At 73.8% G+C, this 25,746-nt stretch carries 25 protein-coding genes; 14 read left to right on the top strand and 11 right to left on the bottom strand.

Going from position 1 to position 25,746, the window contains the following annotated elements; genetic code table 11:
- The first annotated feature begins 39 nt into the window (after positions 1–39).
- Positions 40–357 carry a cupin gene (locus ACIQRW_RS14260; RefSeq protein WP_403759027.1) on the top strand — a complete coding sequence of 106 codons (318 nt, stop codon included), beginning with the start codon at positions 40–42 and terminating at the stop codon, positions 355–357.
- A 143-nt stretch (positions 358–500) separates the two neighbouring features.
- Complete coding sequence (locus ACIQRW_RS14255; RefSeq protein ID WP_403759024.1) at positions 501–1,430, top strand: YihY/virulence factor BrkB family protein; 930 nt, start codon at positions 501–503, stop codon at positions 1,428–1,430.
- Here the strand turns inward: ACIQRW_RS14255 and ACIQRW_RS14250 are convergent.
- Complete coding sequence (locus ACIQRW_RS14250) at positions 1,408–2,418, bottom strand: zinc-binding dehydrogenase (RefSeq protein WP_403759021.1); 1,011 nt, start codon at positions 2,416–2,418, stop codon at positions 1,408–1,410. The two genes, ACIQRW_RS14255 and ACIQRW_RS14250, sit on opposite strands and share 23 nt — an antisense overlap.
- A 106-nt stretch (positions 2,419–2,524) precedes the next feature.
- On the opposite strand from ACIQRW_RS14250, the gene ACIQRW_RS14245 reads away from it, so the two are divergent.
- Positions 2,525–3,130 (top strand): TetR-like C-terminal domain-containing protein, encoded by a 606-nt coding sequence (locus tag ACIQRW_RS14245; RefSeq protein ID WP_403759018.1) that lies wholly within the window; start codon positions 2,525–2,527, stop codon positions 3,128–3,130.
- 69 nt (positions 3,131–3,199) lie between these two features.
- Here ACIQRW_RS14245 and ACIQRW_RS14240 read toward each other — a convergent pair whose 3' ends face one another.
- Positions 3,200–4,051, bottom strand: coding sequence for a M12 family metallo-peptidase (locus ACIQRW_RS14240; RefSeq protein WP_403759015.1), 852 nt, complete (start codon positions 4,049–4,051; stop codon positions 3,200–3,202).
- Between the two features lie 225 nt (positions 4,052–4,276).
- On the opposite strand from ACIQRW_RS14240, the gene ACIQRW_RS14235 reads away from it, so the two are divergent.
- The gene (locus ACIQRW_RS14235; RefSeq protein WP_403759012.1) at positions 4,277–5,149 is read left to right on the top strand and encodes an ABC transporter substrate-binding protein; all 873 of its coding nucleotides are present in this window, start codon (positions 4,277–4,279) and stop codon (positions 5,147–5,149) included.
- A 52-nt stretch (positions 5,150–5,201) separates the two neighbouring features.
- On the opposite strand, the gene ACIQRW_RS14230 is transcribed toward ACIQRW_RS14235, so the two are convergent.
- Positions 5,202–5,627, bottom strand: coding sequence for a nuclear transport factor 2 family protein (locus ACIQRW_RS14230; protein ID WP_403759010.1), 426 nt, complete (start codon positions 5,625–5,627; stop codon positions 5,202–5,204).
- A gap of 152 nt (positions 5,628–5,779) precedes the next feature.
- Here ACIQRW_RS14230 and ACIQRW_RS14225 point away from each other — a divergent pair, with 152 nt between their 5' ends.
- The 9 genes from ACIQRW_RS14225 to ACIQRW_RS14185 all read left to right on the top strand — a co-directional run bounded on the left by ACIQRW_RS14225 (position 5,780) and on the right by ACIQRW_RS14185 (position 15,622).
- Positions 5,780–6,352, top strand: coding sequence for a PadR family transcriptional regulator (locus tag ACIQRW_RS14225; RefSeq protein ID WP_403759007.1), 573 nt, complete (start codon positions 5,780–5,782; stop codon positions 6,350–6,352).
- Positions 6,353–6,438: 86 nt separating this feature from the next.
- Positions 6,439–7,101 carry a helix-turn-helix domain-containing protein gene (locus ACIQRW_RS14220; protein WP_403759004.1) on the top strand — a complete coding sequence of 221 codons (663 nt, stop codon included), beginning with the start codon at positions 6,439–6,441 and terminating at the stop codon, positions 7,099–7,101.
- Complete coding sequence (locus ACIQRW_RS14215; RefSeq protein WP_403759002.1) at positions 7,098–8,567, top strand: MFS transporter; 1,470 nt, start codon at positions 7,098–7,100, stop codon at positions 8,565–8,567. Before ACIQRW_RS14220 ends, ACIQRW_RS14215 begins: the two co-directional genes overlap by 4 nt.
- Positions 8,551–9,495, top strand: a complete 945-nt coding sequence (locus ACIQRW_RS14210) for a carbohydrate kinase (protein WP_403758999.1) — start codon at positions 8,551–8,553, stop codon at positions 9,493–9,495. The genes ACIQRW_RS14215 and ACIQRW_RS14210 overlap by 17 nt, the downstream gene beginning before the upstream one ends.
- Positions 9,496–9,597: 102 nt before the next feature.
- Complete coding sequence (locus ACIQRW_RS14205) at positions 9,598–10,698, top strand: beta-ketoacyl-ACP synthase 3 (protein ID WP_403758996.1); 1,101 nt, start codon at positions 9,598–9,600, stop codon at positions 10,696–10,698.
- The gene (locus ACIQRW_RS14200; RefSeq protein ID WP_403758995.1) at positions 10,682–11,938 is read left to right on the top strand and encodes a beta-ketoacyl-[acyl-carrier-protein] synthase family protein; all 1,257 of its coding nucleotides are present in this window, start codon (positions 10,682–10,684) and stop codon (positions 11,936–11,938) included. The genes ACIQRW_RS14205 and ACIQRW_RS14200 overlap by 17 nt, the downstream gene beginning before the upstream one ends.
- A 73-nt stretch (positions 11,939–12,011) precedes the next feature.
- On the top strand, positions 12,012–14,021 hold the full coding sequence (locus ACIQRW_RS14195; protein ID WP_403758992.1) for an acyl-CoA dehydrogenase: 2,010 nt from the start codon (positions 12,012–12,014) through the stop codon (positions 14,019–14,021).
- A 105-nt stretch (positions 14,022–14,126) separates the two neighbouring features.
- On the top strand, positions 14,127–14,402 hold the full coding sequence (locus ACIQRW_RS14190; RefSeq protein ID WP_403758989.1) for an acyl carrier protein: 276 nt from the start codon (positions 14,127–14,129) through the stop codon (positions 14,400–14,402).
- Positions 14,399–15,622 (top strand): beta-ketoacyl-[acyl-carrier-protein] synthase family protein, encoded by a 1,224-nt coding sequence (locus tag ACIQRW_RS14185; protein WP_403758986.1) that lies wholly within the window; start codon positions 14,399–14,401, stop codon positions 15,620–15,622. The genes ACIQRW_RS14190 and ACIQRW_RS14185 overlap by 4 nt, the downstream gene beginning before the upstream one ends.
- Before the next feature lie 164 nt (positions 15,623–15,786).
- On the opposite strand, the gene ACIQRW_RS14180 is transcribed toward ACIQRW_RS14185, so the two are convergent.
- On the bottom strand, positions 15,787–16,845 hold the full coding sequence (locus ACIQRW_RS14180; protein ID WP_403758983.1) for a PRC and DUF2382 domain-containing protein: 1,059 nt from the start codon (positions 16,843–16,845) through the stop codon (positions 15,787–15,789).
- A 228-nt stretch (positions 16,846–17,073) separates the two neighbouring features.
- Here ACIQRW_RS14180 and ACIQRW_RS14175 point away from each other — a divergent pair, with 228 nt between their 5' ends.
- Positions 17,074–17,865: an adenosylcobinamide amidohydrolase gene (locus ACIQRW_RS14175; protein WP_403758980.1), complete on the top strand. Its 792-nt coding sequence runs from the start codon at positions 17,074–17,076 to the stop codon at positions 17,863–17,865.
- A gap of 15 nt (positions 17,866–17,880) precedes the next feature.
- Here ACIQRW_RS14175 and ACIQRW_RS14170 read toward each other — a convergent pair whose 3' ends face one another.
- The 7 genes from ACIQRW_RS14170 to ACIQRW_RS14140 all read right to left on the bottom strand — a co-directional run bounded on the left by ACIQRW_RS14170 (position 17,881) and on the right by ACIQRW_RS14140 (position 25,564).
- Entirely contained in the window at positions 17,881–19,134 is a 1,254-nt protein-coding gene (locus tag ACIQRW_RS14170; protein ID WP_403758978.1) for a sulfite oxidase, read from the bottom strand.
- A gap of 16 nt (positions 19,135–19,150) precedes the next feature.
- A complete protein-coding gene (locus tag ACIQRW_RS14165) occupies positions 19,151–20,377 on the bottom strand; it encodes a homoserine O-acetyltransferase (protein WP_403759440.1) in 1,227 nt (408 codons plus the stop codon).
- Entirely contained in the window at positions 20,374–21,735 is a 1,362-nt protein-coding gene (locus tag ACIQRW_RS14160; protein ID WP_403758975.1) for a bifunctional o-acetylhomoserine/o-acetylserine sulfhydrylase, read from the bottom strand. The genes ACIQRW_RS14165 and ACIQRW_RS14160 overlap by 4 nt, the downstream gene beginning before the upstream one ends.
- Before the next feature lie 230 nt (positions 21,736–21,965).
- Positions 21,966–22,499, bottom strand: a complete 534-nt coding sequence (locus ACIQRW_RS14155; RefSeq protein ID WP_403758972.1) for a thioesterase family protein — start codon at positions 22,497–22,499, stop codon at positions 21,966–21,968.
- A complete protein-coding gene (locus ACIQRW_RS14150; RefSeq protein ID WP_403758969.1) occupies positions 22,496–23,503 on the bottom strand; it encodes a 3-hydroxyacyl-CoA dehydrogenase NAD-binding domain-containing protein in 1,008 nt (335 codons plus the stop codon). Before ACIQRW_RS14150 ends, ACIQRW_RS14155 begins: the two co-directional genes overlap by 4 nt.
- 93 nt (positions 23,504–23,596) lie before the next feature.
- Positions 23,597–24,490 (bottom strand): 3-keto-5-aminohexanoate cleavage protein, encoded by an 894-nt coding sequence (locus ACIQRW_RS14145; protein WP_403758966.1) that lies wholly within the window; start codon positions 24,488–24,490, stop codon positions 23,597–23,599.
- 120 nt (positions 24,491–24,610) lie between these two features.
- Positions 24,611–25,564, bottom strand: a complete 954-nt coding sequence (locus tag ACIQRW_RS14140; RefSeq protein ID WP_403758963.1) for a TetR family transcriptional regulator C-terminal domain-containing protein — start codon at positions 25,562–25,564, stop codon at positions 24,611–24,613.
- Between the last annotated feature and the right edge of the window lie 182 nt (positions 25,565–25,746).

Genomic DNA, 25,746 nt, shown 5'->3' with positions numbered 1-25,746 from the left:
CGGATCGCGGCGTTGTCGCCGCTGCGGCACAGTGGGCACATGGACGACCTCAACGCACTCGCCGAGGAACACCTGACCGCCGCCCGCGCCTCCGCGCACGGCCGCAGCGCCCACCTCCTGCTCCAGCAGCCCCCCTTGCGGCAGACGGTGATCGCCCTCACCGAGGGGACGTCGCTCGACGAGCACAACGCGCCGCCCGCAGCCTCGCTCCTCGTGCTGCGCGGCAGCGTCCGTCTCACCGCCGGCTCCGGGGACGCCGAGCTGCCGTCCGGGACCCTGCACCCGATCCCGCAGGAACGGCACGGGCTGCTGGCGCTCCAGGACGCCGTGGTCCTGCTCACGGCCGTCAACGACTGATCCGGCCGGGGCGCGCGGTACCGGCCGGGGTGGGGTGTGCTTCGGCCGCGACGTGGCAGGAGAGGATCGAGCGGAGTCACCGCGTCCGGAAACGGACAGGTCACGCCGCCCACCGCGTCCGCCCACGTCCCCGGAGTACCAGCTTGCCCACCCAGACCGCGTCCGCCGCGGAAAGCACCGCCCCCGCCGCCCTGCCCCGCCGCTGGGGCGCCGCCCTGCGGCGTACACCGGTCTCGCTGTGGAACGACGACGTCACCGACTGGGCCGCCGCCCTGACGTACTACGCCATCCTCGCCCTGCTCCCGGCGCTCCTGGTCACCGTCTCCGTGATCGGACTGGCCAACCCCGACGCGACCGGCGCCCTGATCGCCGACATCACCGCGTTCGCCCCGGCCGAGTCCGGCGAGGCGCTGCGCAGGCCGTTGGAGGCGGCGACCGAACAGCGCTCCGCCGTCTGGCTGCTCGTCGCCACCGGGTCCGTGAGCGCCGTCTGGTCCGCGTGCAGCTACCTCGCGGTCTTCCGCCGGGCGATGCACGCCATGCACGGCGTCCGGGACACGCGCCCGCCCCTGCGGCAGGCGCACATCATCGTCGTCTCCGCGATCGGCCTGCTCCTCCTGCTGATGACCAGCGCCTTCGCCATCGTCACGACCGGCCCGTTGGCCCGCTGGCTGGGCCGCCGCATCGGCCTGCCGCACGAGGGGGAGACCCTGTGGGCGGCGCTGAAGTGGCCGCTGCTGGTCTTCCTCGTGGCCTGCCTGATCATGGTCCTCTTCAGTACCGGCCCCCGCTCCGCGCGCGGTGTCCGCCGGGGCCTGCCCGGCGGGATCCTCGCCGCGTTCTGCTGGCTCACCGCATCGGCGCTGTTCGCCCTCTACGCGACCCAGGTCGGCAGCTACAGCAGGCTGTACGGATCGCTCGCCGGGCTCGTCGTCTTCCTCATCTGGGTCTGGTTCGCCAACCTCTCGCTGCTGGCCGGAGCCCAGTTCAACGTGGAGTTGCGGCGGCCCGAGCCGGAGCGGGAGGCCCGCGCCCACGGCGGGGAACCCGTCACGGCCGCAGAACGATCCTGACCGGGTCGCCCTCCTTGGTCTCCATCCGCCGCACGGCCGCCGCCGCGTCCTCCAGGGGCAGGACGTCGGTGATCGACCGGGAGAAGTCCAGGCGGCCGCCCTCGGCGAGCCGGACGAGCTGCGCCACATGGTGTCCCTCCGAGCCGTAGTGGCCCAGGATCCGGTGCTGGAGGTAGCTGAACAGCGTGCCGCGGGCGACGGTCAGCGGCTGGTCGGTCAATCCCACCAGCACCAGCCGCCCCTTCGGGGCCAGCGTGGTCAGCGCCTGTTCGCGGACCGGGGGGACCCCGGCGAAGTCGAACGCCGCCTCCAGACCCACGCCGCCCGTCGCCCCGAGCACCTTCTCGCGGAACAGCGGATCGGCGGGGTCCAGCGCCAGGTCGGCCCCGAACTCCAGGGCCCGCCGCCGGGCCGCCGGAGCGGGGTCCACCGCGAGGACCGGATGCGCGCCCACCGCCCGCAGCAACTGCACGGCGTGCGCGCCGAGCCCGCCCGCGCCCCAGACTCCCACGGCCTCCGCCGCCCGGACGTCGCCCGTGGCGGTCACCGCCGCCCAGGGCGTCGAGACCGCGTCCGGGATGATCGCGGCCTGCTCGAAGGGGAGCGCGTCGGGCAGGGCGACCAGGGTCGACGCGGTGGCGAGGGCGTACTCCGCCCAGCCGCCGTCGTAGTCGACGCCGCGGGTGTGCGTCCGGCCCCGGCGCTGCTCGCCCGCCTGGAGCACCACCCTTGTGCCGGGCGACCAGCCGGTGACGTCCGGACCCGGCTCCGCCACGGTCCCGGCCACCTCGTGGCCCAGGGTGACCGTGTCCCCCTCCAGGTACAGCGGCCTCAGCGTGCCCTCGACGAGGTGCACGTCGGAGAGGCAGACCCCCGCCGCCTCGACCTTCACCAGTACTTCGCCGGGACCGGGCACGGGCCTGTCCACCTCCTCCACGGCGAGGGTGCGGCTGGGCAGGTGGAGACGCGCTGCGCGCATGCGTTCCATGACGGGTCCTTACGGTTCGGATCGGCGGCCTATCGCAAGTCGCCTTGCTTTGAAACGTAAGCCCGGCCTGTCAGTAAAGCAAGTAGCCTTGCGATACGGTTCGGGGGTGACCACCGAGAAGAGCCCCGCGCCGCTGCGCCGCCGGGGCGAACGCATGCGGCAGGCCGTCCTGGCGGCCACCGTCGACCTGCTCACATCGGACGGACTCACCGGCACCACGGTCGCCGCGGTCGCCAGGGCGGCGGGGGTGCACGAGACCTCCGTGTACCGGCGGTGGAAGACCCGCGAGAACCTGCTGCTGGACGCCCTCGGCTCGCACGCCGACGAGGCGCTGCCCGAGCCCGACACGGGGGACGTGCGCCAGGACCTGACCCAGCTGATGTCGGCGGTCTCGGACTATCTCGCCTCGCCGCAGGGCGCGGCCCTGCTCCACCTCGGCGCCTCCCCCGACGCGGGGTCCGTCGAAGCGGAACGCCTGCCGTACTGGGACGCCCGGCTGGAGCGGGGCGAGGACATCGTGCGGCGCGGTGTCGAGCGCGGCGAACTGGCCCCGGACACCGACGCCAGGCTGGTGGCGGAGACCCTGGCGGGGCCGTTGTTCGCCCGGGTCCTGCTGACCGGGGCGCCGCTGGACAGGGGGCTCGCGCGCCGGATCGTGGACCTGACGCTCGACGGCGCGCGCCCCCGCGACGGGCGCGCCGCCAACGGCTGACGCACCCCGTGCGGCGTCACGCACCCGGGAGTGCCCGGGGGTGCCGTGACGCCCCGAGGGGCTGCCGGGTCAGCGCTTGTCGCGGTATCCGGCGACGATCGGCATCGTCTCGCGCAGCACCCGTACACCGTCGTTGACCGCGTCACCCAGTCGACGGCCCTTCCATGTCTCCGTCGAGCTGGAGAACCGGCTGATCCGCCGGCAGTGGTCCCCGCACGCGGAGCGGTACGCCATGATCGTGTAGTGATTGCCGTCCTCGGTGATCCAGCCGGTGTTGTACGGACGGTTGCGGCTCACGCTCATCGAGCCGTCCGTGTTGCCCGCCAGCGTCGTGCGGTCGTGGGCGAGGCCCAGATTGTGGCCGATCTCGTGGCTCGCCGAATCCAGGCGGATGCCGTCGACCTCGACGACCGCGTAGGCGTACTCGTCCGTGGAGCCGTCGAGCACGGGCGTGTAGTCCGCGGTGCCGCCACCCCGCTCCTCCCGGTCCACGACGAGCGTGACCAGATCGGCGCCGTACCGTGCCCGCTGCTCGTGCACCTGGCGTCCGAGCCCCGCCGAGTGGTCCTTGAGGATGGCGTGCGCGGCGCGGAACTCCTCCGGGCCCTCGTAATCGTTCGCCGTGTACGGGTGGACAACCCGGATGGCGCCGCAGAGCCCGCCCGCCGCCAGGGACCGGTTCATCCGCGTCGCGATGCGTTGGGCCGACGAGGGCACCCGGCGCTCGCCGCCGACCCGTTTCGCCGCCTTGGGCGTGTAGACGGCCAGCACATCGACCACGGGACATGCCGCCGCCGCCCTCGCCGCTCCCGCCGCCGGACGTGTCGCGGTCCCGGCCGTGGCGGGGGCGTCCGCCGAGGCCGCACAGAGCGATGCGCCGACGCCGACGGCCAGGGCTGCCTTCAAAAGGGTCGCGCGCATGGGGAGTTGACTCCGTCCTGAAGGGGGCCGACTGGGGCGCCGCCCGATTACTGAGGGTCTCTCATTTCTAACACTCCGTGACCGCGGTCGCCCGTCGTGCCCGAAACCGGTTGACGGGCGTTTGTTCCCTGGCCGGAGGGGTGTGGCAGCGAGGAGGTGGGCAGGTACACGTGTACGAACTCGCACGAATGGAACGGCAGTCGGCGGCAGAGGGGCGTGTGTGACGTGACGGAGCAGAGCGAATGGCGGTTCTCCGACGACCGGGGTCAGCAGTCGACGGCACCCCGGCCGCCCGGGCGGGTGCTGGCCTATGTCCAGGCCGGCGCCACCCTGTGGGACCTCGGAATCCGGCCGGTGGGGATCTTCGGCTCCGACCACGACGGACCGGACCCCGACACGGCGAAGACGGGGACCCTGCCGCTGGGCGAGGTCGCGTACGTCGGTGCGGGAGCGGCCCTGGACGTCGAACGGCTGCTGAGCACCGGACCGGACCTCGTGGTGGCCGTCAGCTACTGCGGCGGCCATGTCTACGGGCTGACCCCCGAGACGGCCAAGCCCCTGGAGGAGAGGGTCCCGGTGGTCGTCCTCGACGTCAGCCAGGCCCGTACGTTCGGTGAGATCGGCGAGCGGTTCGCCGAACTGGCCCGCTCGCTCGGCGCCACGGCCCGGCCGGGCGCCGACCGGGACCTGGACGCCGCCCGGGAGCGGCTGAGCTCCGTGGTCGCCGCCACGTCCGCCGAAGCGCCCCGGGTGCTCGCGCTCTCCCCGGCCGGCCCGGACCAGGCGCATGTCGCGCGCCCCAGGATGTGGCCCGAGCTGCGCGTGCTCACCGAACTGGGCGTCCAGGTCGTGGAGCCGGCCGAGGGCCCGGGGGCCAACTGGTCCACGCAGAGCCGCTCCGACACCTTCGCGCTGCGCCCCGAGGTGATCCTGACCGACATCCGTGCCCACGCGGCCCCGCTGGAAGAGCTGCGCGGGAGCGAGGGCGCGCCGACGCCCGTCGTCCCGTGGAACCCCGAGCCCCTCTACGGGCCCCGCGACCACGCCCGGTTCCTGGGTCTGGTCGCGGACGCCCTGGAGGCGGCGCGGACGAGCTGAGCCGGAGCGCCGGCACCGGGCGGCGGATGCGGGGTACGGCTACGGGGCGTGGTTACGGGGCGGGGACGAGGCCGTCGGCGACCAGACCGGTCAGCACGGCCTCGCCCAGTGCCTGGACGGCGGACTGCGGGCGGACCATCACGGTGAACTCCTTGATCCGTCCGTCCTCGTCCAGGTGCAGCAGGTCGATGCCGTGGATCTCCCGGCCGCCGACCGTCGCCCGGAAGAGCAGGACCGCCGACGGGGCCTCGGTCCCGTCGGCGCTCGTCTGCGAGGCGCCCGCGAACTCACCGACGTAACGGAAGTCCTCGAAGGTGCGCAGCAGGACCCCGAAGAGGCCAAGCACCATCGGCCTGCCCTCGAACGGGGTGAACTTCACCGGGCTGTAGAGCTGGATGTCCTCGGTGAACAGATCCTCCAGGGCGTCGAGGTCGCGACGGTCGACGGCGGCGCGGAAACGGTCCACTGCGGTGGTCATGTGTCCTCCTTGATGAGGCGCGTCCTCGCCGAGGCGCGCTGCATAGCCATGAAAGTGACTAGTCAGTTTCATGACTATCATGAGGTCAGGTGTTCCGGACAGGGGTGGTGGGCGGGGATGCGCCCGGCCACGGTGGAGAGGGAGACGGTCCGATGGCGTTGCGCCACGCGGTGCTGGCGGCGCTGCTCGACGAGGAGCTGAGCGGCTACCAGGTGACAAAGGCGTTCGCGGCGGGCGTCGCGAACTTCTGGCACGCCCTGCCGCAGCAGGTCTACGCGGAGCTGGCCAGGCTGGAGAAGGAGGGTCTGGTCGCCGGGCGCGAGGTCGTCCAGGAGGCCCGCCCCAACAAGCGGCTGTTCCATGTCACCGGCGAGGGGCTGGCCGAACTGGAGAGCTTCGCTTCCGCCGCCGCCAAACCCTCGTTCCTCCGGGAGGACCTGCTGGTCCAGGTCCAGGCCGCCGACCACCTCGACACCGACGTGCTGATCGAGCGGCTCACCGAACGGTTCGCGTTCGCCGAAGCCAAGGCCGCGCTGTTCGAGGAGCAGTTGCGCACGATGCGGGGGGAGTGCGGCGAGGCGGAGTTCCTGCTCCGCGGCGCACGGGTCGGCCCGTACCTCACCTGCCGGCGGGGGCGGGACTTCGAACGGGCCAACCGCGACTGGTGCCGGGACGTGGTGGCGGTTCTCCGGGCGCGGCGGGAGTCCGACGCCGCCGGGTCCTGACGGGTGCGCCCTGGGCCCGCAGGTCTCCAAAAAATATTCTGCAAAAATACTTTGGGAAAGCGCTCCTGTCGTCCTACGCTGAGGTCATGGATAGCGAAGACGGTCGTCGCGTACTCGATCCGGCGCAGGACGGGGCCGCCCTGAAGGCCCTCACCCACCCCCTGCGCCTCACCCTGCTCGGACTCCTCCGACAGCACGGCCCGGCGACCGCCAGCGAGCTCGCGGCCAGGACGGGGGAGTCCTCGGCCTCCACCAGCTACCACCTGAGAGTGCTCGCCAAATACGCGTTCGTCACCGAGGCCGAACACCGCGACAGCCGGGAACGGCGCTGGAAGTCCGTGCACGACATGACCTCGTGGAGCAACGAGGCGATGCACCGCAGCCCCGGCGGCAGCACGATTCTCAGCGTCCTGCACCGCCGCCAGATCGAGCACCTCCAGCAGTCGCTGGACCGCCACGAGGCGGACCTGGAGAGCGGCCGACTGGGTCAGGAGTGGCAGGAGCCGTCGGGCGTCAGCGACTCGATGCCCCGGCTGACTCCCGAGTCCCTCGCCGAGTTGTGGGAGGTGCTCCAGGCGAAGACGGACGAGCTGACCGCCCGTGACGCCGGGAACCCCCGCGCCGAGCAGGTCGTCCTGTTCACCGCCGGGCTGCCGCTGTCCCCGGAGCCGGTGGCCGGTCAGGAACACGCGGACGCCCCCGCCGGACCCGATGCCCCGGACACCTCCGCTGCCGGAGACGCCTCATGACCGGCGGGCCAACCGTCGCCGTCCCCGTGCCGGGGCCCGGCCCGGACGAGGCGACCGCGCGGCGTCGGTTCGTCACGGTCTCCTTCCTCTTCTGGCTCCCCATCGGCATGTCCATCGCGACAGGAGTGCTCCTCTTCACCGAACGGGGCATGGGCCTCGCCGCCATCGCCGGCTTCTACGCCGTGCACTCCCTCACGGCCGCCGCGATGGAACTGCCCACCGGCGGCCTCTCCGACGTCATCGGGCGGCGCCCCGTCCTGGCCATCGCCGGGCTGCTCAACCTGACCGCCTTCACCCTCATCGGCCTCGGCGCGGCGGGCTGGGCCATCGCTCTCGGCATGGGGCTGATGGGCCTGGCCCGCGCCCTGTCCAGCGGTCCCGCCGAGGCCTGGTACGTCGACACCGTCCACGCCCACGCGGGGCCCGGCGCCGATCTGCGTACGGGGCTGGCGCGCGGCGGCTCCGCCACCTCGGCCGCCCTCGCGCTCGGCACCCTGCTCGGCGGCGGGCTGCCCTGGCTGCTCGGCCTCGTTCCCGGCCTGGCGGAGTGGCTGGCCGACGCGACCGGCGGGCTCGTGATCCTGCTTTCCGTGCCCGCCCTGCTCGGCGCGCTGGTCGAGGTCGTCTTCGTGCTCTACGTGCTGAGCGCCCTGACCGAACCGCCCCGGCCCCGGGCAGGTGTACGAGGCATCGTGGGCGGAGTGCCCGCCGCCATCGCCGCCGGGCTCCGGCTCGGCGCCCGGGACGTCCTGATCCGGCGCATCCTGCTGACCGCGAGCGCCGCGGGTGCCGCGCTCGCGGCCCTCGAACTGCTCACCCCCGGCCGGGCCGCCGCCCTCATGGGAACGGCCGAATCCGGGGCCCTGGTCTTCGCGGGGCTTGCCTGTGCCGGATTCCTCTGCCACGCCCTGGGTAGTCAACTCGCCCCGCTCGTCGCCCGGTTCGCCGGCGGCAGTGAGCGCGCGGTGCTGGTGAGCCTCGGGCTGGTGACGCTGGGGCTGACCCTGCTCGGCCTCACCGCGCACTCAATGAGCCCCCTCGCCACGGCGACCGCCGTCACCGGCTACGGGCTGGTGTACCTGGGCCTCGGAGCCGCGGGCCCCAACGAGAACGACCTGCTGCACCGCCGGGTCGACGCCTCGGGCCGGGCCACCGCCCTCTCCGTCCAGTCGCTCTCCCTGCAACTGGTCGCCGCCGGCGCCGGACTGGCCGCCGGCGCCCTGCCGCCGGGCAGGCTGCCCTGGCTGCTGGCCGCCACCGCCGTGCTGGCCGCAGCCCTCCTCTGGCTCCGCCGGGCCGCCCCCGCGAAGCCGCTCCTCCGGCCGGATCGGCGCGGCCATGACGAGCCTCCCCCGGAGAACACGCCCCCTTCGACGCCGGTCACCGCCCCGGCGACCGGCGGCACCGCCGGACAATTCCCCGACACGGCAACCCAGGAGACCCGCCCCCATGCTCGACCGAGTTGATCCGCTGGTCATCGGCGAATGCGTCGCCGACATCGTCCGGGTGCCGGAGGAGCCCGACCGGGTCCACCCGGGCGGCAGCCCCGCGAACGTCGCGTACGGCCTGGCTCGCCTCGGCCACGACACCACCCTCCTCACCCAGCTGGGACCGGACGCCCACGGGCGGCTCATCCGGCACCACCTGACCGCCGCCGGGGTCGAGGTCCGCACCGACGAAGCCACCGGCCCGACCCCGTCGGCGGCCGTCACGCTCGACGACCATGGGCACGCCACGTATGCCTTCGAGGTGAGCTGGACCCTGGGCCCGGTGGTGCTCGACCGGGTACCGCGGCATGTGCACACGGGTTCGATCGCGGCCGTCGTCGAGCCCGGGGCAGCGACGGTCCTGGCCGCCGTGGAGTCGCTGCGGGGCGGCGCCACGGTCAGCTATGACCCCAACGTGCGGCCCGAGTTGATGGGCGAGCGTGCCCGGGCTGTGCCCCGCGTCGAGCGCTGCGTCGCGCTGAGCGACGTGGTGAAGGCCAGCGACGAGGACCTGCGGTGGCTGTACCCGGACGAGCATGCGGAGCAGGTGGCCGAGCGGTGGCTCGCCGCCGGCCCCGCACTCGTCCTCGTCACCCGGGGCGGGGCGGGCGCGTTCGCCCTGTTCGCCCGCGGCCGTGCAGTCGCCGAAGCCCCGCCGGTCGACGTCGTCGACACCGTCGGCGCGGGCGACGCGTTCATGTCGGGGACGCTCCACGCCCTCGCCGCGCACGGCCTCCTCGGCCCCGGCGCCCGTGACCGGCTGCACGCCGTGGACCGGGGAACCGTCACCGACGTCCTGCGTCACGCGGTCGCCTCCGCCGCCGTGACCGTCTCCCGGGCCGGGGCCAACCCGCCCGGCGCGGACGAGCTCCGCGAGGCGCTCGTAACACCTGACGCCACGTCATGACCCGTTCGGCGCAGTCGAACGCATCCTCGTGAGACGTTCCGCCGTTCGTCAACCGGATGCAGTACGACAACGGGATCGGGGCGACGGGTGGCGAGGAGACGGGTGGCCGACAGCGGTACGGAGCCGGGGACGCGGGCGGGCGTCTTAGGGGCCGGGGCGCGCACGGCGGTGCTGGAGAGCGTGGCGGGATGGGTGCCGGGGGAGCCGGTCGGCAACGACCGGCTCCCCGCGGACTGGGACGTCGACGACGCCTGGGTCCGCCGCCGCACCGGCATCGGCAGCCGGCACCGCGCCGGACCGGGCGTCGCCACCGGGGACCTCGCCTACGAGGCGGCCTCCCGGCTCCTGGCCCGCGGCCCGGTGGTGGGGGAGGTGGACGCGGTGGTCCTCGCCACCGCCACCCCCGACCACCTCTGTCCGGGCACCGCCCCCGCGCTGGCGGCCCGGCTCGGGCTCGGCACCGTACCGGCCCTGGACATCGCCGCCGTGTGCAGCGGCTTCGTCTACGGACTCGCCGTCTGCCACGGGCTGGTCGCCTCGGGCCTCTACGACCGGGTCCTGCTGGTCGGCGCCGACGCCTACTCGACCTGGCTCGACCCGACCGACCGCTCGGCGGGCGTCGTCTTCGGCGACGGGGCGGGCGCCGCCCTGGTGGCGGCCGGGCACCTGGGCGATCCCGGGGAACTGCTCGCGTTCGACCTGGGCAGCGACGGCACCGGCTACGACCTGATCACCGTCCCCGGCGGCGGGGCCCGCGCACGGGCCAGCGGAAAACCGCCGGGCCTGACCGACGGGTTCTTCCGCATGCAGGGCGGCACCGTCTACCAGCACGCCGTCGAGCGGATGACCGGCTCCTGCCGGACCCTCCTGGACCGGGTCGGCTGGGACCCGGCCGAGGTCGACCGCTTCGTGCCGCACCAGGCCAACGCCCGGATCCTGCACGCCGTCGCGGAGCGGGTCGGCATCGCGCCGCAGCGCTGCGTCACCCATGTGGAGCGGGTCGGCAACACCGGCGCCGCCTCCATCCCGCTGGCCCTGGCCGACGAGGCGGGCCGAGGCCGCCTCCGCTCCGGCGACCGGGTGCTGCTCACCGCCTTCGGGGGCGGACTGACCTGGGGGTCGGCGGCACTTCGCTGGCCGGGGACCCCGGGGACCATTTCCACGGATTCTACGGAAGGAACACAGCATGTCGCTCCCCGCTGATCAGGGCACCGAGGCCGGAGCCGGCACCGCCATCGCGGTGACGGGGGTCGGCCTGGTGACACCCGCAGGGGCGGACGAGCACAGCTTCTGGGAGAGGCTGTGCTCCGGGCACTCCACCGCCCGGCGGTGCGAGGAACTGGCCGGTCTGCCGGTCGACTTCGCCTGCCCGGTCGACGGCATCGACCTGGACGCGGCAGTGGGCGGCCGGTCGGTGTGGCGGATGGCCCGGTTCGTGAAGCTGGCACTGGTGGCCGCCCGGCAGGCCGTCGCCGACGCCGGCCTCGACCCGGCACGGTGGGACGGCAGCCGGGTCGGGGTGGTCCTCGGCGTGGGCGTCGGCGGCGTCTCCGTCCTGGTGGACAACGCGGCCAAGCTGGCGGCCTCCGGCCCCGAGGCGGTCTCCCCGCTGCTCGTCCCGATGATGATCCCCAACGCGGCGGCGGGCGAGGTCGCCATCGCGCTGAAGGCGGGCGGCCCCAGCCTCGCCCCCGCCACCGCCTGCGCCTCCGGGGCCACCGCCGTCGCCGTCGCCCGCGACCTGCTGCTCGGCGGCAGCTGCGACGTGGTGGTGGCGGGCGGCGCGGAGTCGGTGCTGACCCCGCTGGTGGTCACCGCCTTCGCCCGGATGGGCGCGCTCTCCACCCGCACCGGCGACCCGGCGGGCGCGTCCCGCCCGTTCGCCGCCGACCGGGACGGCTTCGTCATCGGCGAGGGCGCCGCCATGCTCGTCCTGGAGCGCGAGGCGGAGGCCCGCGGCCGGGGCGGCCGCCCGCGTGCCCTGCTCACCGGGGCCGGGTCCAGCACGGACGCCCACCACCCCACCGCCCCGGCCCCCGACGGGTACGGCGCCCAGCGGGCGGTCCAGGCGGCGCTGGACCAGGCGGGCTGGACCCCGTCCGACGTCGACCACATCAACGCCCACGGCACCTCCACACCCCTCAACGACGCCATGGAGACCGCCCTCATCTCCCGGCTCTTCCCGCATCGGCCGCCGGTGACGGCACCCAAGGGGGTCGTCGGGCACACCCTGGCGGCGGCGGGCGCGATCGAGGCGGTGGCCACCGTCCTGACGCTGGAACGTTCCGCCATCCCGCCGATCGCCAACCTGGACGCGCTCCCCGACGCCTTCCCGCTCGACTGCGTGACGAAGGAGCCCCGTCAGCAGCGGGTCGAGAGGGCCCTGAGTCACTCCTTCGGCTTCGGCGGCCACAACGTCGCCCTCGCCTTCCAACGCGCCTGATCCACAGGGGCATTTCGGGACGGCGAGGGTGTCCTCGCCGTTCCTTGATCGTTACTTTGTTGTGACCGTAATCATGAACGACGCGGCCCCGCCGTCCACGAACGACCTGCTCACCGCGGTGCTCTTCGGACCGAACTTCCGTCAGGAGCACGGGTTCTGGCGCCGACTGCTCACAACGGAGCCGTTTCGCCGTCCTGGTGGTGGTACCCCCGACGAGCGGCTCGCCCTCTCCTACCACCGGCTGCGGATCCTCAACAACGCGCTCGACAGCGGCGCGAGACTGGCCGCCGACCCCCGGGCGCTGGCCGCCCTGCACGAGTGGCTCGGCCCCGTCGACCCGGCGCTGACCACCGTGGCGGGCATCCACTACAACCTCTTCCTCGGCAGCCTCCTCGACCACGACGCGGGCACCCTCCGCGACTTGTCGGACTTCCTCGCCCTGCGGCGTGTGGGCACCTTCCTCTGTACGGAGGTGGCGCACGGCAACGACGCCGCGGCCATCGAGACGACCGCGACGTACGACCGGGAACGCGACGGCTTCGTGCTGCACACCCCGCACGCCGGTGCGCAGAAATTCATGCCCAACACCAGCCCCGCCGGAGGCCCCAAGTCCGGTGTGGTCGCGGCCCGGTTGCTCGTCGACGGCGCCGACCACGGGGTCTTCCTCTTCCTCGTCCCGCTCACCGACGCCCATCGCGCCCTGCCCGGCGTCCGGGTGCGGCGGCTGCCCGCCCGGATGGGTTCCCCGGTCGACCACTGCCTGACCTCTTTCGACCGCCGTTTCGTGGCGCGTGACGCGCTGCTCGCCGGACAGCAGGGGCGGATCGGCGACGACGGGCACTTCCACAGCGAAGTCCCGAACCGCAGAAGGCGGTTCCTCGCCTCCATCGGCCGGGTCACCCCCGGCAAGCTCTCCATGAGCGCCTGCGCGGTCGGCTCCGCCCGGGTCACCCTGGCCATCGCCGTCCGGTACGCCGGCCACCGGATGATCTCCGGATCACGCGCCGCGCGGCGGATCCCGGTGTACGCGCACCGCACCCATCACGGGCCGCTGGCCGGAGCGATGGCGACCGTCTACGCGATGAGCCTGCTCCACCGCAGGGCCCTGGACCGCTGGGAGTCGGCCCCGGAGACCGACCGGGACGAGGCGGAGCGCCTGGTGGCCGTCGCCAAGGGGTGGATCACCTGGCAGGCACGCGCCGTCATCGTCGAGTGCCGCGAACGGTGCGGCGCCCAGGGGCTCCTGGAGAACAACGGCATGACCGAGCTGTTCACCGGCATCGAGGGGGCGATCACCGCCGAGGGCGACAACCTCGCCGTGCACGCCAAGGCCGCCGCCGAGATGCTGTTCAGCGCCACCGCCCCGGAACCGGCCCCGGACGGCCCCGGTGATACGGACGACCCCGCCTTCCTCGGCAGGCTGTTCGCGGCGGTGGAGGACCTCTGGTTCGCCCGCGCCCGCGAGCGGATGGCCGCCGCCCCGCCCGGCGACCCGCTCGGCCGCTGGAACGCCGCCTCGTCGGCCGCGCTGCGCGGCGTCGAGGCGCACGCCTACCGGCAGGCGGACGAAGCGTACGCCGAGGCCGTCGCCTCCCTGCCCGAGGGCGCGGCACGCGAACGGCTGTCCGAGCTGCGCAGGCTCTTCGCGCTCCGGTGGATCGCCCGCAACAGCGGCGCCCTGCTCGCGTCCGGACGGCTGACCGCCGATCAGGTAACTTTTCTGCCCGACGCGGTGGAGGACGCGGTCGCCGTCGTGGCCGAACACACGCCCGCCCTGGTGGAGTCCTTCGCGCTCCCCGAGCGCCTGATGTCGGACTGGCCGATCGCCGGACCCGGCTACGCGGAGGTGTACGACGACCCGGAGGGGCCCTGGCACCGGGGCCGCAGGGCGGGAATCCGGGGCCGCGCGGCGGAGTTCCGACGGCCCGTCTGCGGCAGCAGGCGGCGCCCGCTGCGCGAGAAGGTGGCGGCGCTCGGTACTCGCGGGGTCCTGCTGGCGTACTGGGGAACCACCTCCGTGCTCTCCCGATGGTTCGAGAAGCCGCAGGTGAGCGTAGACGAATCGGTTCGCCCGAAGGCGTAACCGGAAGATCGTCATCCAGTTACATCGGGCGGTGGGCCGTCGCGTTCACGCGCCCGCCGCGCAGGACGAAGCCAAGCCGATGAGACGCCGATGAGAGGAACCACCATGAAGACCATCCACCCCAAGATCACCGAGGTGCTGACCGCGACGTTCAAGGTGCCCGCCGCCGAGATCCTGCCGGAGTCCACGATGGACAGCCTGGAGATGGACTCCCTCGCGGTCGCCGAGTTCGCCGTCGTCATCAAGGAGACCCTGGGCGTCGACGCGGACTCGGAGAAGCTGTACAAGGACGCCACGCTTGCCGACATCTCCGCGTACGTCGACGCGGCCGTCGGCAGCGCGGCAGCCGAGGCCACGGTGCCGGTGAGCAACACCCGATGAAGCGACCCGCCATCGCCGTCACCGGGCTGGGGATGATCACCCCGGTCGGCCACACCACCGACACCACCTGGGACGGAGTCTGCGCGGGCGCGTCGCCCGCCCGCACCGTCCCCGAACTGCTGGGCTGCGAGGTCGACTTCGCCTGTACGGTCACCGGCATCGACCTCGACGACGCGGTCGGCGGCCGGACCGCGTTCCGGATGGGCCGGTACGTCAAGTTCGCCCTCCTGGCCGCCCGGGAGGCGGTCGCCGACGCGGGGCTCGACCCGGAGCGCTGGGACGGTGCCCGGGTCGCCGTCGTCGTCGGCACGAGCAGCGGAGGATCCGCCGGACTCACCGAGCAGGCCGTCGCCCTGGAGCGGCGGGGCCCCGGGGCCACCTCGCCGTCGGGCATCCTGCTGACCATCCCGAACATGCCCGCGGCCGAGATCGCCATCGGGATGGGGGCCACCGGCCCCAGCCTGGCCCCGTGCACGGCCTGTTCGTCCGGGGTGACCGCGCTGTCGGTGGCCCGGGACATGCTGACGCTGGGCCAGTGCGACATCGCCATCGCCGGGGCCACCGAGTCGATCGTGTTCCCGGTCGCCATGACCGGCTTCGCCCGCTCCGGCGCGGCAGCGCTGCGGGACGGCGACCCCGCCCGCCTCTGCCGGCCCTTCGCCGCGGACCGGGCCGGCATCGTCATGGGCGAGGGCGCGGCCATCATGGTCCTGGAGCGGGCGGACGACGCCCGTGCGAGAGGAGCCGTCCCCCGGGCGCTGATCGCGGGTGCGGGCGCCACCACCGACGCCCATCACCCCACCAGCCCTCACCCGTCCGGGGCGGTCGCAGGGGCGGCGGTCGACGCCGCGCTGCGCGACGCGGGCTGGCGTGCCGAGGACGTCGACCACGTCAACGCGCACGGGACGTCGACCCCCCTCAACGACGCCACCGAAGCCGCCCTCATCGGCCGGTCCTATCCGCACCGGCCGCCCGTCACCGCCCCCAAGGGCGTGCTGGGCCATTGCATGGGGGCGGCCGGCGCCATCGAAGCGGGCCTGACGATCCTCACGCTCCAGCATGGAGTGGTCCCCCCGATCGCGAACCTGGACGCCCCCGAGCCCGGGTTCGACATCGACTGCGTCACCAAGGTCCCGCGCGAGGTGCCCGTACGTCGGGCCGTCAGCCACTCCTTCGGCTTCGGCGGCCAGAACGCGGTGATCGCCCTCCAGGCTCCGTAACTCCGGCTCCGTAACCCGCGGTTCCGTAACCCCCGGGCTGCTGCCGCGCCGCTGAGCGCGGCCGGCGCCGGCGCCGGACAGCCCGCCGGGCGGACCCGTGGAACGAGTCCGCCCGGCGGCCGAGGACGTGGGAGCGGCCGTGTGGCCACCTGAGGAAGTGCCGGTCAGCGGCGTCGCCCCTGGCCGAACTCGCCACCGGCGTCCTTGCCCTTGCCCTTGCCCATCTCCGTGCCGTCCGCGTAGTCGATCTTCTCCTTGCGGATTTCGGCGGAGACCTCCTTCTGCTCGGTGACCCGGTTGGTCTCCAGCCGGACCCGCTCCACCGGCACGGACTCCTTGCGCACGGTGGCGCGCTCCGCGTGCAGCGTCACCTCGACGTCCTGCTCGCCGAAGTCCGTGGTCCCGGTGGTCTTCTCACCGGGCTGCATCGGTTCGCGGACCACGCGAACCTCTTCGTGGGAGACCGGCACGGTCCGGGTGACTTCCTCGGTCACCACGTACTTGTGCAGCCGTGCCCTGCCGCTCTCGTACTCCTCCTTGCCGACGTGCAGCTGCTCCTCGGAGCGGATCATCTCCTCGCGGCCGCTCATGTCGGCCGCCCGGGACGTGCCCGCGCCGGCGCCCGCCATCGGGCGCGCCGTGCTGGAGGCGTCCGTGTCGCGGTGCCTGCCCGTACCGCTGCCTGCTCCTGCCATGCCCGCTCCCGTCGTTCCCGCGCCGGCCATCCCGGCGCTCGTGCCCGCCGTGGTCGCCTTCCCGGTCGCCTTGGCGCCGGGGGCCGTTCCGGTCCCACGGGCCGCGCCCGCCGCACCGGCGGCGCCCGCCGCACCCATCGCACCGGTCCCGGCGACGGTCGGCGCGTCCATGCCCGCCGACCGGTTCTCACCGAGATTGCCGGACTTCCTGGTCAGGCCGTAGTGCCGGTACAGTTCCTCCTCCTCGGCCACGGAGAGGTGCGCGTCGGCGTCCACGCGCGGGGCGTCCTTGACGCTGTCCTTCGGATGCGCGACGTGCAGGTCGGAGCCCACCCGACGGGCTCCGGCGAGCGGGACGAAGCTCTCCTTCATGCCGAACAGACCGGTCTTGACCGTGACCCAGTCGGGCTTGCCGGTGTCGTCGTCGACGTACACCCGGCCCACACTGCCGACCTTCTCGCCGTCGTTGTCGTACACGGTCAGACCGTCGAGTTCTCCGGAATCCGTGAAACCGTCAGCGGCTCCCATAACCGATTCCTCCTCTCGGGCACGCCCTGTGGGTGGCTCCACCAGAGGTGGCGCGTCCGGATTCCATCGCGCCTCACCCGCATGGACGCTGCAACCGGCCGCTTGGCCGGATCAGGGCTCCCGGAAGCCCGGTGCGGGGCCCCGGGCCCGTGCGGCGGCACCGGGCCGCCCCCGGACCCGTTAGGCCAATCGGGTGAGACTGTGGGTCCCGCATATGATCGGCGGACCGTGGCGGCCGAAGGACGGACCACCGCCGACCCGCCGAGCCACCAGGGGTGCGCCATCTCTTCCGTACGCCTCCGGCCGCCCGCGCAACGCGGCGAACTGCGCGACCGGCACGAGGACGGGCACCGGCTCCACCACCTCCTCTGGCGGCTGGGGCCCGGCGTCCGGGTCTGCAGCAGCGCGGTTCTCGGCGGCGGCATCGGCACCCGGGCCTGGATCCTCAACGCCCAGGTACCCGGTGGCTACCCGCGCCTGGACCCGGACCGGCACCTCGCCGAGATCGCCGCCGCGGAGGGGCTCACCGGACCGGGCGCAGGGCTGATGACCGCGGCCGACGTCGCCGCGTACACGACCGGCCAGGACGGCGGAGTTACCGCGACCGTCACCGCCGGCCTCGGCGTACGGGGCTGGGCGGCGGCTCCCGACACCGCCGTCCGGGCGCCGCGTCCGCCGGAGACGGAGGCCTCGCCGGCCCCGTTCCTGCCGGGTCCCGCGGAGGTCCCTGCGTCCCCGTTCCGGCCGGGCACGGTCAACATCGTCGTCACGCTGCCCGTCGCGCTCTCCGACGCCGCCCTCGTCAACGCCGTCGCCACCGCCACCGAGGCCAAGGTGCAGGCCCTCCTGGACGCCGGACTAGACTGCTCGGGCACCCCCACGGACGCCGTGTGCGTCGCCGCTCCCGAGCCGGGGCCCGACGGCGGCGAACCCTTCGCCGGACCCCGGTCCACCTGGGGCGCGCGGATCGCCCGCGCCGTGCACACCGCCGTACTGGCGGGGGCCCGCACAGCACCGTGACGGGCTCGGGCCGGCTCAGTCCACGGTCACCGGATGCCGCACCACCGCGTCGAACAGGTAGCCCTGCGTGTTGTGCGCGGCGGCCACCGGCTGCGTACGCCCCGACCGGTCCGTCGCCCGCGCCAGCAGCACGACCGGCCCCCGCTCCTTCGGCACCCAGTCGGCCGTCCAGCGCACCCAGCTCCCGGCCCGCGGCTCGTCGCGCAGCCGGGCCGCCCGCCAGTGCGTCCCGCCGTCGGTGCTGACCTCCACGGCCCGCACGGGCGCCCCGCCCGACCAGGAACGCCCGGTCAGCAGCGTGCGCCGATGGGCGCGGAACGAAGCGCCCGGGGCCAGCTCGAAGGCGCTCTTCAGCGTCTGCCGGGTCAGCGGCGCGCTCCCCTCGGGCGGATGCCCGGGACCGAACAGCCGGTAGAGGCCGGTGTTCCACGGGGTGAGCAGCGGTCCGGAGCTCACCTCGATGTCCCCGACCCACTTGATGTTGGCGATGCCCACCCACGACGGCACGATCAGCCGGACCGGAAAGCCGTGGTCGGGCGGCAGCGGCTCGCCGTTCATCCCGTACGCGAGCAGCACGTCGTCCAGGGCCTTCGCCACCGGCAGCGGACGGCGCACCCGTCCCAGGTTCACCCCGTCGGTGACGACCTCCGCGTCCAGGCCGCGTGGCAGGACGTCCACCGCGTGCCGCCCGATTCCCGCCCGGCGCAGTACGTCCGCCAGTCGCACCCCGCGCCAGCGTGCCGTCCCGATCGCCCCGAGCGTCCACGCGGTGCCGCTGACCGCCTGGCCCTGCTGCGAGGTGAAGAAGCTGCGGCCGTTGCCCGCGCACTCCACGAACGCGGTGCGCGTCACCGGGGGGAGGGCCAGCAGATCCGCGAAGGTGAAGTCCACCGGGCCGCCCCTCAGCCCGTCGCCCCAGACCGTCAGCTTCCAGTCGGTCCGGTCGATGCGCGGGGTGGCGGTGTGATTGCGGACGAAGAACCGGTCGGCCGGTGTCAGCAGCCCGGTGTCCCGCAGGGCGGCGAACCTCGTCTCCGCGTTGGTGCCGCGTAGCGTGAACAGCTCCGGAGGCAGTGACTTGACCACCCCGGGCAGTCCGTCGGCCGCCCGCGCGGGTGCGGCGACCGAGGCCAGCGGCACGGCGGCCGAGGCCGCCGCGACCAGCTTCAGCAGATCGCGGCGGTCGATCCCGGCGGAGCGTGCCCGGCCGCCGGTCCACTGCCGCATCCGTATCCGGTCGTAGACGTCCTCGGTCGGAACCGGGCTCATGGAAGCTCCTCGCAGTTCAGGTGGGAAGGTGGGGGGAGACGCAGGTCGAGGTGGAGAGGGAAGGCGCGGGAGCGGGGTGCGGTTGCGGCAGGCTCGCGAGCAACTCCCGTACGAGCAGGCCCACCTGCTCCGTCTCGACGAGGAAACCGTCGTGCCCGCAGGGCGAGGTGATGGTGCGGGGGGCGTCCCCACCCGGCAGCAGTGCGGCCAGACGCTCCTGCTGCGCCAGGGGATACAGCCGGTCCGAGTCGACCCCGGCGACCAGGGCGGGCATGTCCGCCCGGCGCAGCGCCCGGGCGATCCCGCCCCGGCCCCGGCCGACGTCGTGGCCGTTCATCGCCTCGGTGAGCGTCACATAGCTGCCCGCGTCGAACCGGCGCACCAGCTTGTCCGCGTGGTGGTCGAGGTAGGACTCCACCCGGTAGCGGCCCCCGTGCGCCGGCCGCTCGCCGGGCTGCGCCCGGCCGCCGAAGCGGGAGTTCAGCTCGGGTTCGGCGCGGTACGTGATGTGGGCGATGCGGCGCGCCTGCCCGAGCCCCAGGTGCGGGCCGCCGCCCGGGGGCGCCCGGTGGTAGTCGCCGCCCCGCCACCCCGGGTCGGAGCGGATCGCGCCGATCTGTACCGAGCCCCAGGCGATCTGCTCGGCGGACGCGGCCGCCGGGGCGGCGAGCACGAGCAGCGAACCGGTGCGTCCGGGCCTGCTCACCGCCCACTCCAGGGCCCGCATGCCGCCCATCGACCCGCCGACGACGGCCGCCCACCGGTCGATGCCCAGCGCATCGGCGAGCGCCGCCTCGGCCGCCACCTGGTCCCGGACGCTCAGGTACGGGAAGAGCGGCCCCCACGGCGTGCCGTCGGGCCCCGGGGAGGAAGGTCCGGTGCTGCCCTGGCAGCCGCCCAGGACGTTGGGCGCGACGACGAACCAGCGGTCGGTGTCGACCGCCCGGCCCGGACCGACCAGCGCGTCCCACCAGCCGGGCGTCGGATGCCCCGGGCCGGCCGGCCCGGCCACATGGCTGTCGCCCGTCAGCGCGTGCAGCACCAGCACGGCGTTGGACCCGTCCGGCGCCCGCTGCCCCCAGGTCTCGTACGCCAGGCGCACCCCCGGCAGCCGGACGCCGGACTCCAGGGGCAGCGGGTCCTCGATCGCCGCCCAGCGGCGACGACCGGGCGGATCCCCCTCCTGCCGGCCGCCGGAGGCCGGTGGGAGGGGGAGGGCGCGGTGCGGGTCCTGCCGGTTCAGGACGCCGCCTTCGCCGCCCGGAAACCCGCCTCCAGGTCGGCCTTGAGGTCGTCCACGTTCTCCAGCCCCACCGACAGCCGCACCAGACCGGGCGTGGCGCCGGTGGCGAGCAGTTGCTCCTCGGTGAGCTGACTGTGCGTGGTGGAGGCCGGGTGGATGATCAGGCTCCGTACGTCACCGATATTGGCGAGGTGGCTGAACAGCTCGACGGCGTCCACGAACCGCCGGCCCGCCTCGGCCCCGCCCTTCAGCTCGAACGCCAGCACCGCCCCGGCCCCGCGCGGAAGGTAGCGCTGCCCGGCCTCGTACCAGCGGTTCGACTCCAGGCCCGCGTAGTGCACGGTCTCCACCTCGTCGCGCCGCTCCAGCCAGCGGGCCAGCTCCAGCGCGTTGGAGGTGTGCCGCTCCAGCCGGAGGCTGAGCGTCTCGACGCCCTGGAGCAGCAGGAACGCGGAGTGCGGCGAGAGGGCGGGACCCAGGTCGCGCAGCAGTTGCACCCGGAGTTTCACCGCGAACGCGCTCGGGCCCAGGTCGGGCCAGTAGCGCAGCCCGTGGTAGCTCGGGTCGGGATCGTGGAATTCGGGGAAGCGTTCGGCGTGGGCCCCGAAGTCGAATGTGCCGGCGTCCACGACCAGGCCGCCGATCGTCGTGCCGTGCCCGCCGAGGAACTTGGTCGCCGAGTGGACCACGATGTCCGCGCCGTGCTCGATCGGCCGCAGCAGGAAGGGAGTGGGCACGGTGTTGTCGACGATGAGCGGCACCCCGGCCGCGTGCGCGGTGTCCGCGACGCCCCGGACGTCCAGCACGTCGCCGCGCGGATTGCCGAGCGTCTCGGCGAAGAACGCCTTCGTGTTGGGCCGGACCGCGGCCCGCCACGCCGCCAGGTCCTCCGAGTCCTCGACGAACGTCACCTCGATGCCGAACCGGGGCAACGTGTGACGGAAGAGGTTGTAGGTGCCGCCGTACAGCGACGGGGAGGAGACGATGTGGCCCCCGGCCCCGGCCAGCGTCAGGATCGCCAGTGTCTCGGCGGCCTGCCCCGAAGCCAGCGCGACGGCGGCGACCCCGCCCTCCAGCGCGGCGATGCGCTGCTCCAGGACGTCCTGGGTGGGGTTGTGGATGCGGGTGTAGATGTTGCCCGGCTCGGCCAGCGAGAACACGTCGGCCGCGTGCTGCGTGTCGCGGAAGACGAAGGACGTCGACTGGTAGATCGGCACCGCGCGGGCGCCGGTCGTCGGGTCCGGGGCGGCGCCGGAGTGGATCTGCTTGGTCTCGAACGACCAGGGGGCGCCGGGTTCCTGCCGGTGCTGGTCCTCGGGGGTGTGGCCTGCGGTGACGGGGTCGAGGGGCTGGCTCATGTGGTTCCTCGCACGGGGCGGTGACGGCTGAGTACGGACCGTAAGCCGCACCGCTCACCCCCGGAAGCGTGTCGCCCGCCCGGCCATGAACCCGCAACGGCGCGTCATGCCCCGCAACACGGCGGCAACGGAGAAGCCACACCCGGCCGCTCCCGGGCCGCCGCTCGCCGTCGCCGCGCCGGCGGGGTGGGCGCGGCGACGGCGACGGAGAGTGGAGGGTTGAGGGCGGCTCAGCGGGCCGCCGGGACCTCGGCGATCGAGCGGCCCGCCCACGCGGGCGCCGGCTCGACGAGCGCGGCCAGCCGCTCCCGTACGGAATCCGGGAACGGGACGGTGCGGCCCGCCCGTTGGTCCACGTGGAGCGCCAGCAGCTCGCTCGTCGCAACCGGGGCGGCCTCCGGCTCCGGTACGCCGTCCGGCGCGCCGACCACGTACAGCTCGTGGCTGAAGCGCGCCTTCTTCGCGTCCACGCCCAACAGGCGGGTGCGGACGGCGAGATGGGCGCCCTCGGCCACGTCGCGGAGATAGCGCAGATGCGACTCGACGGTGTAGAGCGAGCAGCCGGTGCTCTCCCGGTACCCGGCGTGCAGACCGGTCTCGATCATCATCGCGTCGGTGGCGTACCCGAAGACGAGGACGTAGAACGCCTCGCTCATGTGGCCGTTGTAGTCGATCCACTCGGGCCGCACGGTCCGGTGGAACAGGGGGAGTCCCGTGTGGTCGTCGGTCGCGGTCGTCTCCTCGGGGGTCGAGTGCTCGCTCATCGGGCGACCTCCTCGGCGGACCGGGGCAGCCGGCCCGTGGCCCGCAGGACGTCGATGACGACCCGGTCCCGTTCGGCGACCAGATCGGCGATGCTCCGGCCGTCCGCCGCCTCCTCGCAGCCGGCCACCACCGCCTCGTACAGCGCCCGGTCCAGTTCCGGTGCTTCGAGCCGGGTCCAGGGCGACTTGAGAGACGGGCCGAAGTGGTCGAGCATATGGGCCATCCCGCCCTCGCCGCCGGCGAGCGCGAAGGTCAGCATCGGTCCCATGACGGCCCAGCGGAGCCCCGGGCCCTCGGTGATCGACGCGTCGATCTCCGCCACCGTGGCCTCGCCGTTGGCGACCATGTGCAGGGCTTCGCGCCAGAGGGCCTCCTGGAGCCGGTTGGCTATGAAGCCGGGCACCTCGCGCTCCATGGTGATCACGGACTTGCCCGCGACGGCGTAGAAGCGCGAGGCCCAGTCGACCGCGGCGGGCGCGGTCCGTTCACCGCCGACGACCTCGACCAGGGGTATGAGGTAGGGCGGGTTGAAGGGGTGCCCGACGACGAGCCGCCCGGGGTCGGCGGCCTCGGTCTGCATGTCCGTCATCGGGTAGCCGGACGTCGACGAGGCGATCACCGTGCCGACCGGCGCCGCGGCGTCCAGCCGGGCCAGCAGATCGCGCTTGAGGTCCAGCTTCTCGGGGGCACTCTCCTGGACGAACTGGGCGTCGGCCACGGCCTCTTCGAGGGTCGTGGTGACGGTCAGCCGGTCCTGCGACGCTCCGGGGGCCAGCCCGAGCTGCTCCAGCGCGGGCCAGGCCGCGGCGATGAGCCGGCGCAGCCGGACGGCCGCGTCGGGGGCCGGGTCCCAGGCGGTGACGTCGTATCCGCGGGCGAGGAAGTGGGCCGCCCAGCCACCGCCGATCACCCCGGCCCCGACGCACGCGACACGGCGTACGTCCTCCGGGGCGCAGGGGGCGGCGGGGCCGTCGGTCGCGGCGGCAGAGGGGGTGACAGTCACGGGCGACACTCCAGAAAGACGGTGGGGGAGGGGGAGGGGAAGAGGGAAGAGGGAGAGGGGGGAGGACGAACGGGGGGAGGGAAGCGTGCGTGATCAGGCGCGCGGGCGCAGGCCGAGCTTCGCGCGTGCCTCGTCGGGCGTGGCGACCCGGGAGCCCAGGGACTCGGTGATCCGCACCGCGCGCTCCACCAACTGACCGTTGGTGGCCTTGACCCCCTTGCCCAGATAGAGGTTGTCCTCCAGGCCGACCCGGACGTGTCCGCCGAGCAGGATCGACTGGGCGGCCCAGGGCATCTGCATCCGGCCGAGCGCGAAGCTCGCCCACTGGGCGCCCTGCGGAAGCATGTTGACCATCGCCTGGAGGACGCCCGGGTCGGCGGGCGCGCCCCACGGAATGCCCATGCAGAGCTGGAAGACCGTGGGGTCGTCGAGCAGCCCCTCGGCGAGGAGCTGTTTGGCGAACCACAGCTGCCCGGTGTCGAAGATCTCCAGCTCGGGCCGGACCCCGAGCTCCTGGATGCGCTTCGCGCCGGTGCGCAGCATGTCGGGGGTCGAGACGTAGAGGTTGCTGCCGTCGCCGAAGTTGAGCGAACCGCAGTCCAGGGTGCAGATGTCCGGCAGCAGCTCCTCGACGTGCGGCAGCCGTTCGAGACCGCCGACCAGATCGGTGCCCGGCAGCTGACGGAGCGGGGCCTCAGGGTCGATGACGAGGTCTCCGCCCATCCCGGCGGTCAGGTTGATGACCACATCGGTGCCGGTCTCCCGGATCCGCTCGACGACCTCCCGGTAGAGCCGCGGATCGCGGGAGGGCGCGCCGGTCTCCGGCTCGCGGACATGGATGTGCACCACGGCGGCCCCGGCCCCTGCGGCCTCGACGGCGGAGGCGGCGATCTGCTCGGGCGTCACCGGGACGTGGGGGCTGCGGCCGACGGTGTCGCCGGCTCCGGTGAGGGCGCAGGTGATGATGACGTCCTGGTTCACGGGCATGCGGGAACGTCTCCTCTCGGGGAGTTCGGGGAGTTCGGGGAGTTCGGGGAGTTCGGGCTCAGGGGTTGGGGCTGGGGTTGGGATCGGGGTGCAGGGGGGGGTACGGGGCGGGTGCGGGCGTCAGTCGGCCACGGGCGCCGTCAGGCAGGCGTCCACGTGGGCGATGAGCGCGTCGTGCATGGTCTGTGCGCCGGTGCCCGGGAGGCCGGGCTCGGTGGCCAGGACCTGGGAGGCCAGTCCGTCGATCAGGGCGGTGAGGGCGAGGGCCGTGCCGTCCGCGTCGACCGGACGGAACACGCCTTGCTCGACGCCGCGACGGATCACGTCGGCGACCGTTCCCCGCCACTGGCGGTAGTACTCCACGTGGAGCCGTCCGACCGTGGTGGACCGGGCGGCCTCGGCCCACAGGTCGAGCCAGACGCACCACTGCCGCCGTTGCTGTCCGGTGCGGGGCGTCTGGAGCTCGATCAGCAGGCGCAGCTCGTCCCCGGCGTTACAGGTGCCGGCCGTGGCGTCGGCACGGCGACGGGTGTCCTCGTCCATGCACCAGCGGACCGCTGCCTCGAGAAGTTCGTCACGGCCGGGGAAGTGGTAGTGGATCGCCGCCGTGCTGGTGTGGCAGGCCGCGGCGATGTCCGCGACCCGGACGGCGTGGAATCCGCGTTCGGCGATGAGCCGGACGGTCTCCCGCACGATCTGCAAGGGCCTGCCGCCCTCCGGCGAGGGCGACGGCGCGCGAGGGGGCGACGGGGCGCGCACGGTCGACGGCGTCGACGTCGTGCTGCCGACCGCCGCGCCGGCTGTCGCATCGCCCGCACCGGCCGTCGCGTCGCCCGCCACGCCGGCTGTCGCATCATCGCCGGCACCGGCCGTCGTACCGATCAGCCGACCGACGTCCACGCCGCCGATGTCCGCGATCCGGGCCAGCTCGGCGGCGGTGAACCGCCGTGTGCCGTTCAGGGAACGGGACAATTTCGACGGATCGATGACGATCCGCCGCGCGAACTCGCGCGCGCTGACACCCGTCGCGTCGATCACGTGCCGGACCCGTGCGGCCACCTCGTCCTGCTGCATGGTCAGCCACCGTAGCCATGTGTTGAGAAAATCTCAACATCAGCGGATGTAACCCCTGAACAAACAAGGCGTTGGGGGGGGGGGGGGGGGGGGGCGGGGGGGGCCCCCCCCCCGGGGGGTGGGGTTAATGACCGCCCCCCCCCCCCCCGCGGGGGGGGGGGGCGGGAGAAACCGCCGAGCGA

It is taken from the genome of Streptomyces sp. NPDC091287, from assembly GCF_044768525.1.
GTDB lineage: Bacteria > Actinomycetota > Actinomycetes > Streptomycetales > Streptomycetaceae > Streptomyces.
This window is presented reverse-complemented; position numbering and strand designations above follow the sequence as displayed.